We start from the raw sequence: 18088 nt of genomic DNA on the forward strand, positions 1-18088 counted from the left end.
CAGGAGGAATGTCATGCCCCCAAGTTTCGAGACCCTGACCTTTGATATCGGCGGTGTGCAGACGGTGGTAAAGGCCATCGGGCAGGGCAAGCCGATCCTGTTCCTGCATGGTGCGGCCACGCTGGAAGGCTTTGATTTTGCCGAAGGTCTGGCAGATCGCTTCCGCGTGCTGTGCCCGAGCCATCCGGGCATGGGCTTTTCCGGCCCGGCACCGCATATCGCCGATATCTCGGATATGCTGGTGCATTACCTGAACCTGCTGGATGCGCTGGACCTACCTGAGAAACCGCATCTGATGGGCTTTTCCATGGGCGGCTGGATGGCCACGGAACTGGCCGCCATCGCGCGCGACCGCTTCGACAAGGTGGTGCTGATCGCGCCTGCCGGGCTGAACGATCTGGCGCATCCGGCAACGCCCTTGGGCGGGATCGCGCCGCAGGATTTCCCCGGCTACATGACGCATGACCCTGCCATTGCTGCGCGGTTTTTCCCCGACGGGACCGATCCGGATTTCGCGGACAGGTTCGGTGCCGACCGTGCCCGCGAGGGTGATCTTGTGGGCCGCCTTTGCGCGCCTTTCGGCATGGGGCACCCGAACCTGCACCGTTTCATGGCACGCATCACCAACCCGACTTTGCTGGTCTGGGGGGCCGAGGATCGGCTGCTTCCGGCAAGCCAGGCACCGATCTGGCTCGCCCATCTGCCCAATGCGCAATTTCTGCCCGTGCCAGGCACTGGCCATCTCGTGCCGCAAGAGCGGCCCGAAACCCTGACATCCATCGGCGATTTCCTCGCCGCCTGACCCGATCCTGAGGAGGAGCAAGATGAACAAGCCCATGACCCACGGCTATTGGGGCACCAGCGTGGATTATCGCGCGGTGCTGAAACAGATCGCCGAGATCGGCCCGCAGCTGGAGGCCAACGCCCCCTCGGACGAGGCGGCGGGTGAGCTGACGCCGGAAACCTTTGCGCTGCTGAAGCCGCTGCGCTTTTCGCATCTGCTGGCGACCGAGGAACTGGGCGGCGCGCAGATGCGCCCGACCCAAGTGCTGCAACTGCTGGAGGCGGTCAGCTATCATTCCGGCTCGGCCGGCTGGGTGTCGATGGTGCATTGCTGCATCGGGGCCATGTCGGCGGCCTTCCTGCCCGATAGCGCGGTGGAACGTCTCTTCGCACCGGGCACCGACAACCGCTTCTCGGGGCAGGGCGCGCCGCTGGGGATGCTGAAAAAGGTCGAGGGCGGTTACACCCTGACCGGGAAATGGAGCTACGGCTCGGGCTTTTCGCACGCCACCTGGTCGCATTCGGCCTGTTTCGTGGATGACGGCAACGGCAAACCTGCCAAGGATGCGGCGGGCAATGTCATCGTCATGTGTGCCCATGCCCCGATCCCAGAGCACAAGCAGCTTGGCAACTGGGATGTGCTGGGCCTGAAGGGCACTGGCTCCATCGATTATGCGGCCGAGGATGTCTTCATTGCCGAGGATCTGGTCTTCCCGATCCTGACCGCGCCGCCGCAGCGCCTGAAAGAGCTGTTCAGCCTTGGCATCGTGGGGCTGGCTGCCATCGGCCATACCGGCTGGGCCATGGGCGCAGGTCGCCGTATGCTGGACGAGATCGCGGCGTTCGCCCGGTCGAAATCCGGCCGCGCCGGAATGCTGGGCGAAAGCGAAAAGTTCTGGAACGACTATGGCCGCGCCGAGGCCAGCTACCGCGCCGCCCGCGCCCTTGTGATGGAGGTCTGGGGCGAGATCGAGGCGCTGGCCGAAACCGGCCAGATGATGACCACCCGTCAGGTCAGCCTTGTGCATCTGGCCAAGGCGCAGATCCACGAGGTCGGTGTCGAGGTCTGCAACTTTGCCTATCGCGCCTCGGGCGGGGCCGGGCTGCGCGCAGGCGTGATCCAGCGCACCTTCCGCGACATGATGGTGGCGGCGAACCACTTCACCATCGCGCCCTCCATCGTCACCGCGGCCGGGCGTGAGATCGGCGGCCAATGGTCGGATCGGGTCTGGCAGTTCTACGACCTGATCGAGAAGAAGTAACTGCGATATCCCGGGCAGGAAATCGTTCCGGCCCGGGGTTCTGGAGCATTGCGCATGACCGACCAACCGCTTTCCCAGGCCTTCCGCGAGGCCTTTCGTTGCCATCCCGCCGGGGTGGCGGTGATTACCGCCGATCCGGGCGACCAGCCGGTCGCGATGACGGTCTCGTCGCTAATCTCGGTCAGTTCCGAGCCGCCGACAGTCGCGTTTTCGCTGTCGTCAAGATCGGGCTCCACCGCGGCAGTGCTGGCGGCGGGCGGAATCGTGATCCATCTGCTGCGCTATGGTGATCTGGATCTGGCGCGGCTTGGCGCCACACCGGGGGCGGATCGTTTCGGCCCCGGCACGGACTGGGCGCGCCTGCCAACGGGTGAGCCGCGTTACAATGGCGTGGCCACCTGGTTTCGCGCCCGCATCAAGGGCGCGCTGCCGGTGGAGGGCGCGACCGTGGTCGTGGCCGAATTGCTGGAAGGCGCGGCAGGCCAGCCCCCCGGCGCGCCAGAGCTGGAATCGCTGATCTATCTGGACCGGCGCTGGCACCGTCTGCGCGAGGCGGCGGATGGCCATCTCGATGTGACCCTGATGGCGGAAGACGGTCGCGATGTCTTTCGCTGACCGGGTTGCGGGCTTGGGCTGCCCTGCCGTCAAGGCTTCGATCCACTTCATAACATGATGCGATATTGAGGCCCGATCATCCGATCATCTTAGCCCGGTAGCTGCCCTAGGATGGGATCAGGAAGGCGCGCCGGGGAGGGCGGGCCGAAGGGGAGGACACCATGGCGATCCTGTCGCTGCAGGGCGTGTCGAAAAGTTTCGGTGCGCTTCGCGTCACCGACGATGTCAGCTTCGCGCTGGAACCGGGCGAGGCCTTGGGCATCATCGGCCCGAATGGCGCGGGTAAATCGACGCTGTTCAACCTGATCACCGGCAATCTGCGCCCCGATCAGGGCAGGGTGATGCTGGACGGGCGCGACATCACCGATGAGACGCCGATGCAGCGCTGTGCCAGCGGCATCGGGCGATCCTTCCAGATCCCGCAGCCCTTTGGGAATTTGTCAGTCTATGAAAATCTGCTGGTCGCGGCGCGGTTCGGCGGCGGGCTTGCGGCGACCGAGGCCCCTGCGCATTGCATGGATATCCTGCGCCGCACCGGCCTTGCCCGTCATGCCGACCGCAAGGCGGGTGGCCTGCCGCTGCTGGATCGCAAGCGGCTGGAACTGGCCCGCGCCATGGCGACCCGCCCCCGCGTCATCCTGCTGGACGAGATCGCGGGCGGGCTGACCGATGCCGAATGCGTCGAACTGGTCGCAACCATCCGCGCCATCCATGCCGAGGGCACCGCGATCATCTGGATCGAGCATGTGCTGCACGCGCTGACCTCGGTGGTCAGCCGGTTGATGGTGCTGAATTTTGGCCGGATGCTGATGATCGGCGCGCCGGATGCCGTGATGGCCGCGCCGGAAGTGCGTGAGATCTATCTGGGGATCGAGGCATGACCGCGCTGTTGGACCTGCGCGGGCTGACCGCGCATTACGGGGATTTTCAGGCGCTGTTCGGGGTCGATCTGACGCTGGAAGAAGGCCAGACCCTTGCCATCATCGGTGCCAATGGCGCGGGAAAGACCACGCTGATGCGGGCGATCACCGGCATCGCCCGGGTTTCCGGCGGCAGCGCCACGCTGGCGGGCACGCGGATCGACCGCATGGCCGCCCCCGATATCTTGCGCGCGGGCATCGCCATGGTGCCTGAAGGGCGGCGGCTGTTCCCCAGCCTGTCGGTGGAAGAAAACCTGCGCATCGGTGCCCATAGCCGTCAGGGCAATGGCTTCTGGACGCTGGCCCGGATTTACGACCTGTTCCCGGTGTTGCGCGAACGCCGCCTGCATCCGGGCACGGCGCTTTCGGGCGGGCAGCAACAGATGGTGGCCATCGGGCGCGCGCTGATGTCGAACCCGCGCGTGCTGCTGTGCGATGAGCTGAGCCTTGGCCTTGCCCCGGTGGTGATCCACGAGATCTACGCGGCCTTCCCCACCATCCGCGACAGCGGCACCGCCATCGTGGTGGTGGAGCAGGATATCAGCCAGGCGCTGAAGGTGGCGGATCATGTCCATTGCATGATGGAAGGCCGGATCACCCTGTCGGGCGCGCCCGAAAACCTCAGCCGCGCGGCAATCCATGACGCCTATTTCGGGGTGAGACACGCATGATCTGGCTGGATACGCTGCTTCAGGGGTTGATGCTGGGCGGGCTCTACGCGCTGTTTGCCGCAGGCCTTTCGCTGGTTTTCGGCATCATGCGACTGGTCAATCTGGCGCATGGCGACCTGATCGTGCTGGGGGCCTATCTGATCCTGGGTCTGGGGTCGGCGCTTGGGCTGCATCCATTTCTGGCGGCGGTGCTGGCGCTGCCCTTGATGTTCGGCCTCGGCTGGCTGTTGCAGACCGCCCTGCTGAACCGGGTGCTGGGCGAGGATATCCTGCCGCCGCTTCTTGTGACCTTTGGCCTGTCGGTGGTGATCCAGAACGCGCTGCTTATGGGTTTTTCCGCCGATAGCCGCAAATTGCCGGTGGGCCCGATCGAGGCACAGGCGCTGCCGCTGGGGCCGGTGACAGTGGGGGTGATGCCGCTGATCACCTTTGCTTCGGCCATTCTGGTGATCTGGGGGCTGAACCAGTTGTTCTACCGCACCGCGCTTGGCCGCGCCTTCCGCGCCACATCGGATGATCCGGTGACGGCCCAGCTGATGGGCATCCGGCCCCGGTCGATCTTTGCCATTGCCACCGGCATCGCGCTGGTCGTGGCAGCGATTGCGGCACTTTACCTTGGCGCAAGGGCGAATTTCGACCCGGCAACCGGCCCGGCCCGCCTGCTTTACGCCTTTGAGGCGGTGATCATCGGCGGTCTTGGCAGCCTTTGGGGCACGCTGGCGGGCGGGTTGGTGATCGGGGTTGCGCAGGCCCTTGGCGCGGCGCTGAACCCCGAATGGCAGATCCTTGCCGGGCATCTGGCCTTTGTCGCGGTGCTGCTCTTGCGCCCGCGCGGGCTGTTCCCGCGCGCCCATGATTGAGGCCATGATGATGCGGAAAATCCTTTTGCCCCTGATCCTGCTGATCGCTGTCGCCCTTCTGGCCGCATTGCCGGTGATCGGCAGCCGGGCCTTGGTGCAGGATCTGTTCATGGTGCTGTGCCTCTTGGTGCTGGCGCTGAACTGGAACCTGCTGGCGGGCTTTGCGGGGCTTGTCTCGGTTGGCCAGCAGGCCTTTGTCGGCATCGGGGCCTATGCGATGTTTGCCTGTGTCATCCTTTGGGGGATGGACCCGCTGACGGGGCTGCTGGTGGGTGGGCTGGTCGCCATGGCGCTGTCGGTGCCCGTCGCCTTCTTCGCCTTCCGCCTGCATGGTGCCTATTTCGCCATCGGCACCTGGGCCGTGGCCGAGATCGCAAGGCTGAGCCTTGGCCAGTGGAAAGCGCTTGGCGGCGGCACCGGCACATCGCTGCCCAAAGGCGCCGCACAAGAGATGTGGGGGGCCGAGACCGTGCGCGCCCTGATCGGCGGATCAAAGGCCGCGGCCGTCGATGCGCTGACCTATTGGCTGGCACTGGCGCTGGTCGTGGTAATGCTGATCGCAAGTTTTGCCTTCCTGCGCTCGCGCATGGGGCTGGGCTTGCAGGCGGTGCGCGACAATCCGGTGGCGGCGCGGTCTGTGGGCGTTGATCCCACGCGGCTGAAGGCGCTGGTCTTCCTGCTGACCGCCTTCGGCACCGGGATTTGCGGCGGCTTGTTGTTCATCCAGATCGGGCGGATCTCGCCGGACGCGGCGTTTTCGCTGCTGGACTGGACTGCCTTCGTCATATTCATCGTGGTGATCGGCGGCATCGGCACCTTGCCCGGCCCGGTCATAGGCGTTCTGGTCTTCTACGCGCTGGAGCGGCTTCTGGCCGATTACGGCACCGTCTATCTGATCGTCCTCGGGCTGATCGGCATCGCGATCATGTTGTTCGCGCGCCGTGGCCTCTGGGGCAGTTTTATCCAACAGACCGGCTTTGATCCGCTGCCGCTGTCACATGCCGCGCCGCGCGCCGGTTCCGCCAACTGATCTTTTGAAGGAGAGGGATCATGAGCTACTTTACCGAAGCCAATTCCACCGCCAGCGTGAATGGCCGTATCGGTCCCGAAACCGATGCGCGTCTGGCCGAGGTCATGTCCAGCCTGACCCGGCACCTGCATGATTTCGTCAAGGATGTCGCGCTGACCCCGGCAGAATGGGAATATGCCGTGGGTTTTCTGACCCGCACCGGCCAGATCTGTTCGGGCGAGCGGCAGGAATTCATCCTGCTGTCGGATACTTTAGGCGTGTCGATGCTGGTCGATGCGATCAACAATCGCCGTCCGAAGGGGGCCACCGAAAACACGGTCTTCGGCCCCTTCCATGTCGAGAATGCGCCGATCCGTGCCATGGGTGACAATATCAGTCTGGATGGCAAGGGCGAAAGCTGCCTGTTTGAAGGGCGGGTGCTGGATCTAGATGGCAATCCGATCGAGGGGGTTACCGTCGATGTCTGGTCCGACAATGCCGACGGTTTCTATGATGTGCAGCAGCCGGGTATCCAGCCGAAATGGAACAACCGGGGCCGCTTCATCACCGGGCCGGACGGGGTCTATGCCTTTCGCGGCATCAAGCCGGTCAGCTATCCGATCCCCGATGACGGTCCGGTGGGGCAGATGCTGGCGCAGCTGGGTCGCCACCCCTATCGCCCGGCGCATATGCATTACCTTGTCACCAAGCCGGGCTGGCAGAAGCTGGTCACCCATACTTTTGTCGGCGGCGATGAATACCTGACCTCCGACGCGGTGTTCGGCGTGAAGGACAGCCTTGTCGCCCCCTATGAGCGGCTGGAGGGCGCTGACACCCTGTGGCGTTCGCCTTTCGATTTCATTCTGGTTCCCGCCTGAGGCCCAAATGCCAAATGTGAAGATCTACATCGACGATGCGCATTTCCCGGCGCTGCGGCCCGCGATTGCGGCGCTGCTGCCGGGCCTGCGCGAGATGCTCTGCGCCGAGCTGGAGGTGGACAGGACCGCCTGCCAGTTCGCGGTTCTGCCGGTATTGGCCTTGCCCGATCAGCCATGTTTGAACGCGGAATTGCATGTCCTGCCACGCGCCGCGCGCAGCCGTGCCAAGCTGGAGGCGGTGGCGGCAGAGCTGCGCGGACAACTGGCGCAGGCGTCGGGATCCAGCGTTGCGGTCAGGATCGCGACGCTGGACCCCGCAACCTATGTGGCCCTGAAATGAGCGCGCTTACCCGCGCCGCCGGGTGATCTGCTGGTCATGGTCCATCCGTCCCTGAAGCCGCGCGCATTCGGCCTGCAGAAATCCGGTCAGCTGGCGCACAGCGGGGGGCGCCTGACGGCCTGTTACGCTCAGGATCCCAAGCTGACGTTCGGCATGGTCGATCTTGAGTGGCAGCGCCTCCAGCGGCATGGAGCGGCGCGACAGGAACACCACCGAATAGGGCAGCACGGTCAGCGCATCCGACCCGCCCAGCACCGACTGGATCGAGGCCAGCGTCCCGCCCGAGAAGTTCACCCTGAAATCCTCTTGCCCGATGCTTTTCAGCGCCCGTTGCAGGTCGCGGTAGAGCGGGCTGTTGGCAGGCGGCGCGATCCAGGCATAGGGCGCGATATCGTTCAGCGTGATCGCCCTGGTCCGGGTCAGCGGATGGCCTGCCCGGCAGGCAATGACATTGTTGCCCGACAGAAGCGGGATGAAATCCAGATCGGGCGGCACCTGACCCGGATGCAACGGAAGGATCGCCACATCCAGCCCGCCATTGCGCAAACCCGCCTCCAATTGCTCGAAGTAACCATAGGACTGGTCGATCTGCACATCGGCATGGCGCGACTGGAATTCGGCAATCATCGAGGCCACGACGCCATCCATGAAGATCGGCGACCCACCGACGCGCAGCCGCCCCGCCAGACCCTGACGAAAGCGCTGGACCAGCAGGCTGGCTTCCTTGTTCGCGGCATGGATGCGGGCACCGAGGCGCGCAAGGCTTGCGCCCAGTTCGGTCGGGCGCAGCGGGCGACGGCCCGGCTCGAACAGCGGCAGGCCGATACGTTCTTCCAGAAGCGCCATGGAGCGCGAGACCGAGGGCTGCGATTTGCCAAGCGCCTCAGCCCCTTCGGTGAGGCCGCCGCGTTCCACGATCGCGGCGAGGATCTCAAGATGTTCGCTGTCCAGTTTCATGCCTTAAAGGCATATAATGACTCGATCTTCCGATCAATATTTATATTGCCCGGGGCTAGATTTCACTTCGATACAGGGGAGGAACCCGATGTCCTTTTTCCGCGATGAGTTCACCGCGCGCAGCGCGTCTGTCCGCGTGCGCTTTGGTGCCGGGATCCGCAAATCGCTGGCGGAAGAGATCGATGCACTTGACGCAAAGCGCGCGCTGATCCTGACCACGCCGCATCAGGCGGCGATGGCGGATGAGTTTGCGGCGCTGTGCGGGCCGCGCGCGGTCGGGCGCTATACCAAGGCCGCGATGCACACGCCGGTCGACGTGTCGGAAGAGGCGACCGCGCTTGCGCGGGAATTGCAGGCCGATGTGCTGATCTCGGTCGGGGGCGGCTCGACCACGGGTCTGGGCAAGGCCATCGCGCTACGCACCGATCTGCCGCAGATCGTGGTGCCCACCACCTATGCCGGGTCCGAGGCTACGGGCATTCTGGGCCAGACTGAAAACGGGGTGAAGACCACGCTGACCAGTGCGGCGGTCCAGCCCGAGGTGATCCTGTATGACGCCGAACTGGTGACCAGCCTGCCAGTCGCGATGACCGTGACCTCTGCCCTCAATGCCATGGCCCATGCGGCCGAGGGGCTTTATGCCCGCGACCGCTCGCCCCTGTCATCCCTGATGGCGGTGGAAGGTCTTCGGGCCTTTCGCGACAGTCTGCCCAAGGTGATGGCGCAGCCCGAGGGCGTGTCGGGGCGGGGCGAGACGCTTTATGGCGCCTGGCTTTGCGGCACGGTGCTGGGGCAGGTCGGCATGGCGTTGCATCACAAGCTTTGCCACACGCTGGGGGGCAGTTTCGATCTGCCCCATGCCGAAACCCATGCGGTGATCCTGCCTCATGCCATCGCCTTTAACGCCGCCGCCGTGCCGGATCTGCTTGCGCCGGTGACTGATCTGTTCGGCCATGGCAATGCGGGCCTTGGCCTGTGGCATTTTGGCAAGGATGCGGGCGCGCCGATGGCGCTGCGCGATCTGGGCCTGAGCGAAACCGATCTGGACCGCGCCGCCGATCTGGCCTCGGCCAACCCATATTGGAACCCGCGGCCTGTCACGCGCGAGGGCATCCGCGCGTTGCTGCAAGCGGCATGGGCCGGGCAAGCCCCCGCAATCTGACATCCGGGCCTTGGGCGGGAGGCCCGGCCATCGACCAAAGGGAGAGGACCCCATGGCAGACAAGACAAGCGCAGACATCAGCACCGATGTCCTGATCATCGGCACCGGGCCTGCGGGCTCGGCCACGGGGGCGCTGCTGTCCAGCTACGGCATCGCCAATATGGTGGTGAACCGCTATCGCTGGCTGGCCAATACGCCGCGCGCGCATATCACCAACCAGCGCACGATGGAGGTGCTGCGCGATCTGGGCCGCGAGGTCGAGGACGAGGCCTATATGTTCGCGGCGCATCAGGATCTGATGGGCGAGAACGTGTTCTGCGAAAGCCTTGCCGGCGAGGAAATCGGCCGGATGAAGGCATGGGGCAATCATCCGCTGTCGCGCGCCGAACATCTGATGTCCTCGCCCACGCGGATGAACGATCTGCCGCAGACCTATATGGAGCCCCTGCTGTTCAAGACCGCCTGCCAGCGCGGCACGCAGGCGCGCATGTCCACCGAATATCTGCGCCACGAACAGGACGCGACGGGGGTGACGACCACCTGTCTGGATCGCCTGACGGGCAAGGAAATCACCATCCGCTCCAAATACCTTGTCGGCGCGGATGGCGCGAAATCGCTGGTGGCCGAACATGCGGGCCTGCCCTTTGAGGGCAAGATGGGTGTTGGCGGCAGCATGAACATCCTGTTTCGTGCGGACCTCACGAAATATGTCGCCCACCGCCCTTCGGTTCTCTACTGGGTCATGCAGCCGGGGGCCGATGTCGGTGGCATCGGCATGGGGCTGGTGCGGATGGTGCGGCCCTGGAACGAATGGCTGATCGTCTGGGGCTATGACATCAACGGGCCGGAACCCGAGGTCACGCCGGAATTCGCCACCGGCGTTGCGCGTCAGCTGATCGGCGACCCGGATCTGGAGATCGAACTGCTGGCCGCCAATGTCTGGACGGTGAACAACTATTACGCCACCCGCACCGCCGAGGGCCGGGTGTTCTGCATGGGCGATGCGATCCACCGCCACCCGCCGTCGAACGGGCTTGGCTCCAACACCTCGATCCAGGATGCGTTCAACCTGGCCTGGAAGCTGGCCATGGTGCTGAAGGGGCAGGCGGGCACGCGGCTGCTGGACAGCTATGACACCGAACGCGCGCCGATCGCCAAGCAGATCGTGACCCGCGCCAACCAGTCCATCGCCGAGACCGGGCCGATCTTTGCCGCGCTTGGTATGGCCGAAGGTGTAAGCCCCGAACAGATGCAGAAGAACCTGCAGGCCCGGACCGAAGGCACGCCCGAGGCCGAGGCGCAGCGCGCCGCGATCCGCAAGGCCATTGCCTTCAAGAAATACGAATTCGACGCCCATGGGGTGGAGATGAACCAGCGTTACCGCTCCGGCGCGGTGGTGACCGACGGCCAGATCGAGCCGGCGTTCCAGCTGGATGCCGATCTTCATGCGCAGCCCACCACATGGCCGGGCGCGCGTCTGCCGCATGTCTGGCTCTATCGTCATGACAACGGGGCCGAGGTCTCGACACTGGATCTGTGCGGGCATGGCCGTTTCACCCTTTTGACGGGCTTGGGCGGCGAGGCATGGGCGCAGGCGGCGCAGGCGGTCGCGGCAGAGCTGGGCCTTGATCTGGTGGTGCATGTCATCGGGCCGCGCCAGCCGCATGTCGATCACAGCGGCGAATGGGCGCGCCTGTCGGAGATCCGCGACGATGGTTGCCTTTTGGTGCGCCCCGATCACCATGTCGCATGGCGCGCCACCGGCATGAGCGCGGCACCCGAGGCCGATCTGGCCCGCGTATTGCGCGCGGTTCTGGATCGCTGAACGTCAGTTAAGGGGGGCTTTGCTCTCCCTTATCGCAGCATCTTGCGCAAACTGTCCTGCACGCCTTGCAGGGCGGGCAGGAAGCGCGCGCGCATCTCGTCCGGTGTGGCGCGGGCGGCGGAAACCCCGATATTCATCGCGGCCACCACCCGTCCGCGCGCATCCTGCACCGGCACGGCGATAGAGCGCAGGCCGGTCTCGATCTCCTGGTCGTTCAGCGCGTGTCCCTCCGCGCGGATGCGGGTGAGTGCTGCCATCACCGCCTCGGGCTCGGTCAGGGTGAGTGGTGTGCGCGCGGCCAGCGGGCCGGGTCCAAGCAGGGCGCGGGCAGCAGCCTCTGGCAATGCCGCCAACAATACGCGGCCCATGCTGGTGCAATGCGCCGGCAGGCGCGATCCGGGCATCAGCGCAATCGACATCACCTTTTGCTGTGCCGCACGGGCGACATAGACGATCTCGGCCCCATCAAGGATCGACACCGACGAACTTTCGCCGATCTGATCCGACAGCGCATCAAGGAAGGGTTGCACGATCTGCGGCAGCGGCATGGTGGCCAGACAGGCGGTGCCAAGCCGCAGCACGCGCGGCGTCAGCGTAAAGAACTTGCCGTCCCAATCGGCATAGCCCTGATGCGCCAGCGTCAGCAGGCAGCGCCGCGCCGTGGCACGATCGAGCCCCGAGGCGGCGGCGACCTCGGCAATCGACTGGCGCGGGCGTTCGGCGGAGAAGGTCTCGATCACGGCAAGACCTTTGGACAGGCCGCTCATCATGTCGCGTTCAGCTATGGCCAAGTCTGCCCTCATCGTTGTGCGATATGTAAACAAATATGCTATATCGCACGAGATGGATTTACCGCAAGCCCGGCCGGCCCTATCCCTGAAACCGGATCGGGGCAGGGCCCCCGGACGAGAAGAGGACTTCACATGGACAAGACAGTCGCAGACCTTGCCACGGCGGTGGCAGGGATCGAGGACGGCATGACCGTGATGATCGGCGGCTTTGGCGGGGCAGGTGCGCCCATCGAGCTGATCCACGCGCTGATCGACCGCTTTCGCGCCACCGGCCACCCGAAGGGGCTGATCGTGGTGAACAACAATGCGGGCAATGGCCATATCGGTCTGGCCGCGTTGATCGAGGCAGGGATGGTGGCAAAGCTGATCTGCTCTTTCCCGCGCTCGGCCGATCCGGTGGTGTTCACCGAAATGTATCTGGCGGGCAAGATCGACCTGGAGCTGGTGCCGCAGGGCACGCTGGCCGAACGGATCCGCGCGGGCGGGGCCGGGATTCCGGCCTTCTATACGCCGACTTCCTATGGCACCGATCTGGCCAAGGGCAAGCATGTCGAAGAATTTGACGGGCGGCCCTATGTGCGCGAACGCTGGCTGAAGGCCGATTACGCGCTGGTCAAGGCCGAAAGCGCCGATCCCTATGGCAACCTGACCTATCGGGCGGCGGCGCGGAACTTCAACCCGCTGATGTGCATGGCCGCGCGCGTGGCTGTGGTGCAGGCCAGCCGCATTGTCGCGGCGGGGGATCTGGACCCCGAGGGCATCGTGACCCCCGGCATCTTTGTGCAGAAGGTGGTGCAGGTCGCCAATCCGCATCAGGAAGAAGACCTGAACCGCGCCCATGCCACCTATCCGCTGGAGGCCTGACAGATGCAGAAACTTTCCAACAACCAGATCGCGTGGCGCGCGGCGCAAGACATTGCCGATGGTGCCTATGTGAACCTTGGTATCGGCTTTCCCGAAAAGGTCGCGCAGTTCCAGCCGCCGGGCCGTGAGGCGATCTTTCACACCGAAAATGGCATCCTGAACTTTGGCGAGGCCCCGCCTGCCGGTCAGGAAGACTGGGATGTGATCAATGCGGGCAAGAAGGCCGTGACGATCAAGCCCGGCACCGCCTTCTTCCACCATGCCGACAGCTTTGCCATGGTGCGGGGCGGTCATCTGGATGTGGCGATTCTGGGCGCCTATGAGGTGGCCGAGACCGGCGATCTGGCGAACTGGTCGACCGGCCCGAAGGGCGTGCCTGCCGTGGGGGGCGCGATGGATCTGGTGCATGGGGCCAAGCGTGTGGCGGTCATCACCGATCACGTCACCAAGGATGGCAAGCCCAAACTGCTGAAACGGTGCACCCTGCCGCTGACCGGCGTGGGTTGCGTGACGCGGGTCTATACCAGCCTTGCAGTGATTGATATCGAGGGCGGGCGGTTTGTTCTGCGCGAGAAACTGCCTTCGATTTCTGTCGAGGATCTGCAATCCGTGACCGGGGCCGAACTTCTGGTGCCCGGACCTGTCGCCGATTTGATCGTGCCCGAGGTTTGACATGCAAGACGCCTATATCTGTGACTATATCCGCACCCCCATCGGCCGCTTCGGCGGCAGCCTGTCTTCGGTGCGTGCCGATGATCTGGGGGCTGTGCCGCTGCGTGCCTTGATGGCGCGTCATGCTGGCCTTGATTGGGATGCGGTGGATGACGTGATCTTCGGCTGCGCCAATCAGGCGGGCGAGGACAATCGCAACGTTGCCCGCATGTCGCTGTTGCTGGCGGGGCTGCCGACCACGGTCGGGGGCACCACGATCAACCGGCTGTGCGGGTCGGGGATGGATGCGGTGATCGCGAGCGCCCGCGCCATCAAGGCGGGCGAGGCCGATCTGATGATCGCGGGCGGTGTGGAGTCGATGTCGCGCGCGCCCTTCGTCATGCCCAAGGCCGAAAGTGCCTTCAGCCGTGCTGCGGAAATTCACGACACCACGATTGGCTGGCGTTTCATCAACCCGTTGATGAAGGCACAATACGGCGTCGACAGTATGCCCGAGACCGGCGAGAATGTGGCGGAAGATTTCGCCATCTCGCGCGAGGATCAGGATGCTTTTGCGTGGCGCTCGCAGGCCAAGGCGGCTGAAGCGCAGGCCAATGGGCGCCTGGCGCGCGAAATCACCCCGGTCGTGATCCCGCAGCGCAAGGGCGATCCGGTCGAGGTGGGGCGCGACGAGCATCCCCGCGCCACCACCATGGAGGCGCTGGCCAAACTTGGCACCCCGTTCCGCAAGGGCGGCAGCGTGACGGCGGGCAATGCCTCGGGCGTGAATGACGGGGCTGCGGCGCTGATCATTGCCAGTGCCGAAGGCGCGCGCAAACATGGGCTGACCCCGATTGCCCGCATCCTTGGCGGGGCCGTCGCAGGCGTTGCACCGCGCATCATGGGGATCGGGCCTGCGCCTGCCTCGGAAAAGCTCATGGCGCGGCTGGGGCTGACGCAAGCCGATTTCGACGTGATCGAGTTGAACGAGGCTTTCGCGAGCCAGGGCCTTGCCACCCTGCGCCGTCTTGGCATCGCCGATGATGATGCAAGGGTGAACCCCAATGGCGGTGCGATCGCGCTGGGCCATCCCCTTGGTATGTCGGGCGCGCGTATCACCGGCACTGCGGCGCTGGAATTGCAGCTGAATGGTGGCCGGCGCAGCTTGTCCACCATGTGTATTGGCGTGGGGCAGGGGATCGCCATCGCGCTGGAGCGGGTCTGAAACAGAAGGGGCGGGCGCTGCGGCACCCGCCCTTTTTCATGCGGTCAGGCCTGAGAAGCCGCATTGCCGTCCGCTGACGCTCTTGCGCGATGGCGCAGTTTTCGCGGCACGCTGACGGCAGATGCGTCCCGCCTTTGCCCCATTCGGCTCGCGGGGAATCACCTGCGCGACCATTCCGCGCAACCGCATCGGAATGCGTGTCCGCTGTCTTGCCCTGTCCCGCCTCATGCCGGTCAAATCGTCACATTCCTTGCAAATGCTGTCCTGGGCCGCTGTCTGGCACGGGCCGCAATCTTGCAGCTTCGCGAAAATGGGACGTTCAGGCGCTAAGGAGCCTCTTGCGATGGTGGCTCGATCGGTATACAACTGCATACAATTAGCTTGCCGCCGCTCGCCACATCCTATCGCGACCCGGTGTCTTCGCTTGTTTCGCGCTGAATCGTAGGGATCGTCATGAGCTTGTATACAGACTACCTAACCGAAATCGAAACCCGCAAAGGTCAGAACCTGCACCCCAAGCCCATTGATGATGGAGCATTGGTGGCAGAGTTGATCGCGCAGATCGAAGATGCCGAAAATCCGCATCGCGCGGACTCTCTGAACTTTTTTATCTACAACACGCTGCCCGGCACCACGAGCGCGGCAGGGGTGAAGGCGGCGTTCCTGAAGAAGATTGTCACCGGCGAAGCGGTGGTGCCGGAAATCACCCCGGATTTCGCGCTGGAATTGCTGTCGCATATGAAGGGCGGCCCCTCGGTCGCGGCGCTGCTGGACGTGGCGCTGGGCGAGAATGCCGCCATTGCCGACAAGGCGGGCGATGTGCTGAAGACCCAGGTCTTCCTTTATGACGCCGACATGTTCCGCCTGCGCGACGCCTACAAGGCCGGCAACGCGGTCGCGAAATCCGTGCTGGAAAGCTACGCCAAGGCGGAGTTCTTCACCAAACTTCCCGATGTCGAGGATGAGATCAAGGTTGTGACCTTCATCGCCGCCGAAGGCGATATCTCGACCGACCTGCTGTCGCCCGGCAATCAGGCCCATTCGCGTTCTGACCGGGAACTGCACGGCCAGTGCATGATTACCCCGCAAGCGCAGGCAGAGATCGTTGCGCTGCAAAAGGCGCATCCCGACAAGCGCGTGATGATGATTGCCGAAAAGGGCACGATGGGCGTCGGCTCGTCGCGGATGTCGGGCGTGAACAACGTGGCGCTCTGGACCGGCAAACAGTCCAGCCCCTATGTGCCCTTCGTGAACTTCGCGCCGATCGTCGCGGGCACCAACGGCATTTCCCCGATTTTCGCCACCACGGTGGACGTGACCGGCGGCATCGGCCTGAATCTGAAAAACTGGGTCAAGAAAACCGATGAGGATGGCGCGCCGATCCTCAACAATGACGGCAATCCGATCCTGGAACAGAAATACTCGGTCGAGACCGGCACCGTTCTGGTGATCGACGCCAAGAACAAGAAGCTGCGTGATGAGTCCGGGAAGGAACTGGTCGATATCGCCTCGGCCTTCACCCCGCAAAAGGTGGAATTCATGAAGGCGGGCTCGTCCTACGCCATCGTCTTCGGCAAAAAGCTGCAAACCTTTGCGGCGCAGACGCTGGGTGTCGAGGCGACCCCGGTCTTTGCGCCCAACAAGGAAATCAGCATCGAAGGTCAGGGCCTGACGGCTGTGGAAAAGATCTTCAACCGCAATGCCGTGGGTGTCACCCCCGGCAAGGTGCTGCACGCGGGTTCCGATGTGCGGGTGATCGTGAATATCGTCGGCAGCCAGGACACCACCGGGCTGATGACCGCGCAAGAGCTGGAGGCGATGGCCGCCACCACCATCTCGCCGCTGGTCGACGGGGCCTATCAGTCGGGCTGCCATACCGCATCGGTCTGGGACAAGAAGGCCCAGGCCAACACCCCCAAGCTCATGGCCTTCATGAACAATTTCGGCGTCATTACCGGCCGAGACCCGAAGGGCGTCTATCATTCGATGACCGACGTGATCCACAAGGTGCTGAACGACATCACCGTGGATGACCGCGCCATCATCATCGGCGGCGACAGCCACACCCGCATGTCGAAAGGCGTGGCCTTTGGTGCCGATAGCGGCACCGTGGCGCTGGCTTTGGCCACGGGTGAGGCCACCATGCCGATCCCGCAATCGGTGAAAGTGACCTTCAAGGGCAAGATGAAGCCCTGGATGGATTTCCGCGATGTGGTCCATGCAACGCAGGCGCAAATGCTGAAACAGCATGGCGACAACGTGTTCCAAAGCCGCATCATCGAGGTGCATATCGGCACGCTGCTGGCGGATCAGGCCTTTACCTTCACCGACTGGACTGCCGAGATGAAGGCCAAGGCCTCGATCTGCATCAGCGAGGATGAGACCCTGATCGAAAGCCTGGAGATTGCCAAGTCGCGCATCCAGATCATGATCGACAAGGGCATGGACAATGCCGCGCAGACCTTGCAGGGCCTGATCGACAAGGCCAATGCCCGCATTGCCGAGATCCGTTCGGGCGAAACGCCCGCGCTGGCCCCGGATGCCAACGCGAAATATTTCGCCGAGGTCGTGGTCGATCTGGACCTGATCGACGAGCCGATGATTGCGGACCCGGATGTCAACAATCCCGACGTTTCGCGCCGCTACACCCATGACACCATCCGCCCGGTTTCCTATTATGGGGCAAGCAAGAAGGTCGATCTGGGCTTTGTCGGTTCCTGCATGGTGCATAAGGGCGATATCAAGATCGTGGCCCAGATGCTGAAGAAGATCGAAGAAGCCAGCGGCAAGGTTGAGTTCAAGGCCCCGCTGGTAGTGGCTGCGCCGACCTACAACATCATTGATGAGTTGAAGGCCGAGGGCGACTGGGAGATCCTGCAGAAATATTCGGGCTTCGAGTTTGATGACATCAAGCCGAAGACCCAGAGCCGGACCGAATACGAGAACATCCTCTATCTCGAGCGTCCCGGCTGCAACCTCTGTATGGGCAACCAGGAAAAGGCCGCGAAGGGGGATACCGTTCTGGCGACCTCGACCCGTCTGTTCCAGGGCCGCGTCGTGGAGGATTCCGCCGAGAAGAAGGGCGAGTCGCTGCTTGCCTCGACGCCGGTCGTCGTGCTGGCGGCGATCCTTGGTCGCACCCCGAGCGCGGAGGAATACAAGGAAGCGGTCGAGGGGATCGACCTGACCACTTTCGCCCCGCCGATGGCAAAGCCCGGTCTCGCGCGGTCTATCCAGTTCTGATCCTGGCCCCCTGAACCGGGGTGCAGCATCCC

The 18088-nt window shown here is 64.1% G+C and carries 17 protein-coding genes; 15 read left to right on the forward strand and 2 right to left on the reverse strand.

The features are described 5' to 3' along the window. Window positions 1–13: 13 nt before the first annotated feature. The 9 genes from GBJ34_RS11560 (at window position 14) to GBJ34_RS11600 (ending at window position 7338) form a co-directional block, all read left to right on the forward strand. Complete coding sequence (locus tag GBJ34_RS11560) at window positions 14–802, forward strand: alpha/beta fold hydrolase (RefSeq protein WP_151719432.1); 789 nt, start codon at window positions 14–16, stop codon at window positions 800–802. A 22-nt stretch (window positions 803–824) separates the two neighbouring features. Beyond that, the gene (locus GBJ34_RS11565; protein WP_151719433.1) at window positions 825–2045 is read left to right on the forward strand and encodes an acyl-CoA dehydrogenase family protein; all 1221 of its coding nucleotides are present in this window, start codon (window positions 825–827) and stop codon (window positions 2043–2045) included. 54 nt (window positions 2046–2099) lie between these two features. Further along, window positions 2100–2660: a flavin reductase family protein gene (locus tag GBJ34_RS11570; protein ID WP_151719434.1), complete on the forward strand. Its 561-nt coding sequence runs from the start codon at window positions 2100–2102 to the stop codon at window positions 2658–2660. A 161-nt stretch (window positions 2661–2821) separates the two neighbouring features. Further along, the gene (locus GBJ34_RS11575) at window positions 2822–3541 is read left to right on the forward strand and encodes an ABC transporter ATP-binding protein (protein WP_151719435.1); all 720 of its coding nucleotides are present in this window, start codon (window positions 2822–2824) and stop codon (window positions 3539–3541) included. Then, entirely contained in the window at window positions 3538–4251 is a 714-nt protein-coding gene (locus tag GBJ34_RS11580) for an ABC transporter ATP-binding protein (protein WP_151719436.1), read from the forward strand. Before GBJ34_RS11575 ends, GBJ34_RS11580 begins: the two co-directional genes overlap by 4 nt. Further along, window positions 4248–5111, forward strand: coding sequence for a branched-chain amino acid ABC transporter permease (locus tag GBJ34_RS11585; RefSeq protein ID WP_151719437.1), 864 nt, complete (start codon window positions 4248–4250; stop codon window positions 5109–5111). The genes GBJ34_RS11580 and GBJ34_RS11585 overlap by 4 nt, the downstream gene beginning before the upstream one ends. 4 nt (window positions 5112–5115) lie before the next feature. Beyond that, on the forward strand, window positions 5116–6141 hold the full coding sequence (locus GBJ34_RS11590; protein ID WP_226341142.1) for a branched-chain amino acid ABC transporter permease: 1026 nt from the start codon (window positions 5116–5118) through the stop codon (window positions 6139–6141). A 20-nt stretch (window positions 6142–6161) separates the two neighbouring features. Then, complete coding sequence (locus GBJ34_RS11595; protein ID WP_226341143.1) at window positions 6162–6998, forward strand: intradiol ring-cleavage dioxygenase; 837 nt, start codon at window positions 6162–6164, stop codon at window positions 6996–6998. A 7-nt stretch (window positions 6999–7005) separates the two neighbouring features. After that, window positions 7006–7338: a hypothetical protein gene (locus GBJ34_RS11600; protein ID WP_151719440.1), complete on the forward strand. Its 333-nt coding sequence runs from the start codon at window positions 7006–7008 to the stop codon at window positions 7336–7338. A gap of 6 nt (window positions 7339–7344) precedes the next feature. Here GBJ34_RS11600 and GBJ34_RS11605 read toward each other — a convergent pair whose 3' ends face one another. Then, a complete protein-coding gene (locus tag GBJ34_RS11605; protein ID WP_151719441.1) occupies window positions 7345–8295 on the reverse strand; it encodes a LysR family transcriptional regulator in 951 nt (316 codons plus the stop codon). Between the two features lie 88 nt (window positions 8296–8383). On the opposite strand from GBJ34_RS11605, the gene GBJ34_RS11610 reads away from it, so the two are divergent. Then, window positions 8384–9457: a maleylacetate reductase gene (locus GBJ34_RS11610; protein ID WP_151719442.1), complete on the forward strand. Its 1074-nt coding sequence runs from the start codon at window positions 8384–8386 to the stop codon at window positions 9455–9457. A 52-nt stretch (window positions 9458–9509) separates the two neighbouring features. After that, window positions 9510–11282, forward strand: a complete 1773-nt coding sequence (locus GBJ34_RS11615; protein ID WP_151719443.1) for an FAD-dependent oxidoreductase — start codon at window positions 9510–9512, stop codon at window positions 11280–11282. Window positions 11283–11311: 29 nt separating this feature from the next. Here the strand turns inward: GBJ34_RS11615 and GBJ34_RS11620 are convergent, their stop codons facing one another. Next, window positions 11312–12085: an IclR family transcriptional regulator domain-containing protein gene (locus GBJ34_RS11620; RefSeq protein ID WP_151719444.1), complete on the reverse strand. Its 774-nt coding sequence runs from the start codon at window positions 12083–12085 to the stop codon at window positions 11312–11314. Between the two features lie 120 nt (window positions 12086–12205). Between GBJ34_RS11620 and GBJ34_RS11625 the strand changes: the two genes are divergently transcribed. The 4 genes from GBJ34_RS11625 to GBJ34_RS11640 all read left to right on the forward strand — a co-directional run bounded on the left by GBJ34_RS11625 (window position 12206) and on the right by GBJ34_RS11640 (window position 18056). Then, window positions 12206–12937: a 3-oxoacid CoA-transferase subunit A gene (locus GBJ34_RS11625; protein ID WP_151719445.1), complete on the forward strand. Its 732-nt coding sequence runs from the start codon at window positions 12206–12208 to the stop codon at window positions 12935–12937. Between the two features lie 3 nt (window positions 12938–12940). Next, window positions 12941–13609 carry a 3-oxoacid CoA-transferase subunit B gene (locus GBJ34_RS11630; RefSeq protein WP_151719446.1) on the forward strand — a complete coding sequence of 223 codons (669 nt, stop codon included), beginning with the start codon at window positions 12941–12943 and terminating at the stop codon, window positions 13607–13609. Window position 13610: 1 nt separating this feature from the next. Further along, entirely contained in the window at window positions 13611–14813 is a 1203-nt protein-coding gene (gene pcaF, locus GBJ34_RS11635; RefSeq protein ID WP_151719447.1) for a 3-oxoadipyl-CoA thiolase, read from the forward strand. 453 nt (window positions 14814–15266) lie between these two features. Further along, window positions 15267–18056 carry a bifunctional aconitate hydratase 2/2-methylisocitrate dehydratase gene (locus GBJ34_RS11640; RefSeq protein WP_151719448.1) on the forward strand — a complete coding sequence of 930 codons (2790 nt, stop codon included), beginning with the start codon at window positions 15267–15269 and terminating at the stop codon, window positions 18054–18056. Window positions 18057–18088: the final 32 nt, after the last annotated feature.

The organism is Gemmobacter serpentinus, assembly GCF_008973825.1.
In the GTDB taxonomy this organism is placed as follows: Bacteria; Pseudomonadota; Alphaproteobacteria; order Rhodobacterales; family Rhodobacteraceae; genus Gemmobacter; species Gemmobacter serpentinus.

Bases quoted from the DNA above. Each gene is read 5' to 3' on its own strand.
- GBJ34_RS11560 (WP_151719432.1), top strand. From the start codon at position 14: ATGCCCCCAAGTTTCGAGACCCTGACCTTTGATATCGGCGGTGTGCAG.
- GBJ34_RS11565 (WP_151719433.1), top strand. From the start codon at position 825: ATGAACAAGCCCATGACCCACGGCTATTGGGGCACCAGCGTGGATTAT.
- GBJ34_RS11570 (WP_151719434.1), top strand. From the start codon at position 2,100: ATGACCGACCAACCGCTTTCCCAGGCCTTCCGCGAGGCCTTTCGTTGC.
- GBJ34_RS11575 (WP_151719435.1), top strand. From the start codon at position 2,822: ATGGCGATCCTGTCGCTGCAGGGCGTGTCGAAAAGTTTCGGTGCGCTT.
- GBJ34_RS11580 (WP_151719436.1), top strand. From the start codon at position 3,538: ATGACCGCGCTGTTGGACCTGCGCGGGCTGACCGCGCATTACGGGGAT.
- GBJ34_RS11585 (WP_151719437.1), top strand. From the start codon at position 4,248: ATGATCTGGCTGGATACGCTGCTTCAGGGGTTGATGCTGGGCGGGCTC.
- GBJ34_RS11590 (WP_226341142.1), top strand. From the start codon at position 5,116: ATGATGATGCGGAAAATCCTTTTGCCCCTGATCCTGCTGATCGCTGTC.
- GBJ34_RS11595 (WP_226341143.1), top strand. From the start codon at position 6,162: ATGAGCTACTTTACCGAAGCCAATTCCACCGCCAGCGTGAATGGCCGT.
- GBJ34_RS11600 (WP_151719440.1), top strand. From the start codon at position 7,006: ATGCCAAATGTGAAGATCTACATCGACGATGCGCATTTCCCGGCGCTG.
- GBJ34_RS11605 (WP_151719441.1), bottom strand. From the start codon at position 8,295: ATGAAACTGGACAGCGAACATCTTGAGATCCTCGCCGCGATCGTGGAA.
- GBJ34_RS11610 (WP_151719442.1), top strand. From the start codon at position 8,384: ATGTCCTTTTTCCGCGATGAGTTCACCGCGCGCAGCGCGTCTGTCCGC.
- GBJ34_RS11615 (WP_151719443.1), top strand. From the start codon at position 9,510: ATGGCAGACAAGACAAGCGCAGACATCAGCACCGATGTCCTGATCATC.
- GBJ34_RS11620 (WP_151719444.1), bottom strand. From the start codon at position 12,085: ATGAGGGCAGACTTGGCCATAGCTGAACGCGACATGATGAGCGGCCTG.
- GBJ34_RS11625 (WP_151719445.1), top strand. From the start codon at position 12,206: ATGGACAAGACAGTCGCAGACCTTGCCACGGCGGTGGCAGGGATCGAG.
- GBJ34_RS11630 (WP_151719446.1), top strand. From the start codon at position 12,941: ATGCAGAAACTTTCCAACAACCAGATCGCGTGGCGCGCGGCGCAAGAC.
- pcaF (WP_151719447.1), top strand. From the start codon at position 13,611: ATGCAAGACGCCTATATCTGTGACTATATCCGCACCCCCATCGGCCGC.
- GBJ34_RS11640 (WP_151719448.1), top strand. From the start codon at position 15,267: ATGAGCTTGTATACAGACTACCTAACCGAAATCGAAACCCGCAAAGGT.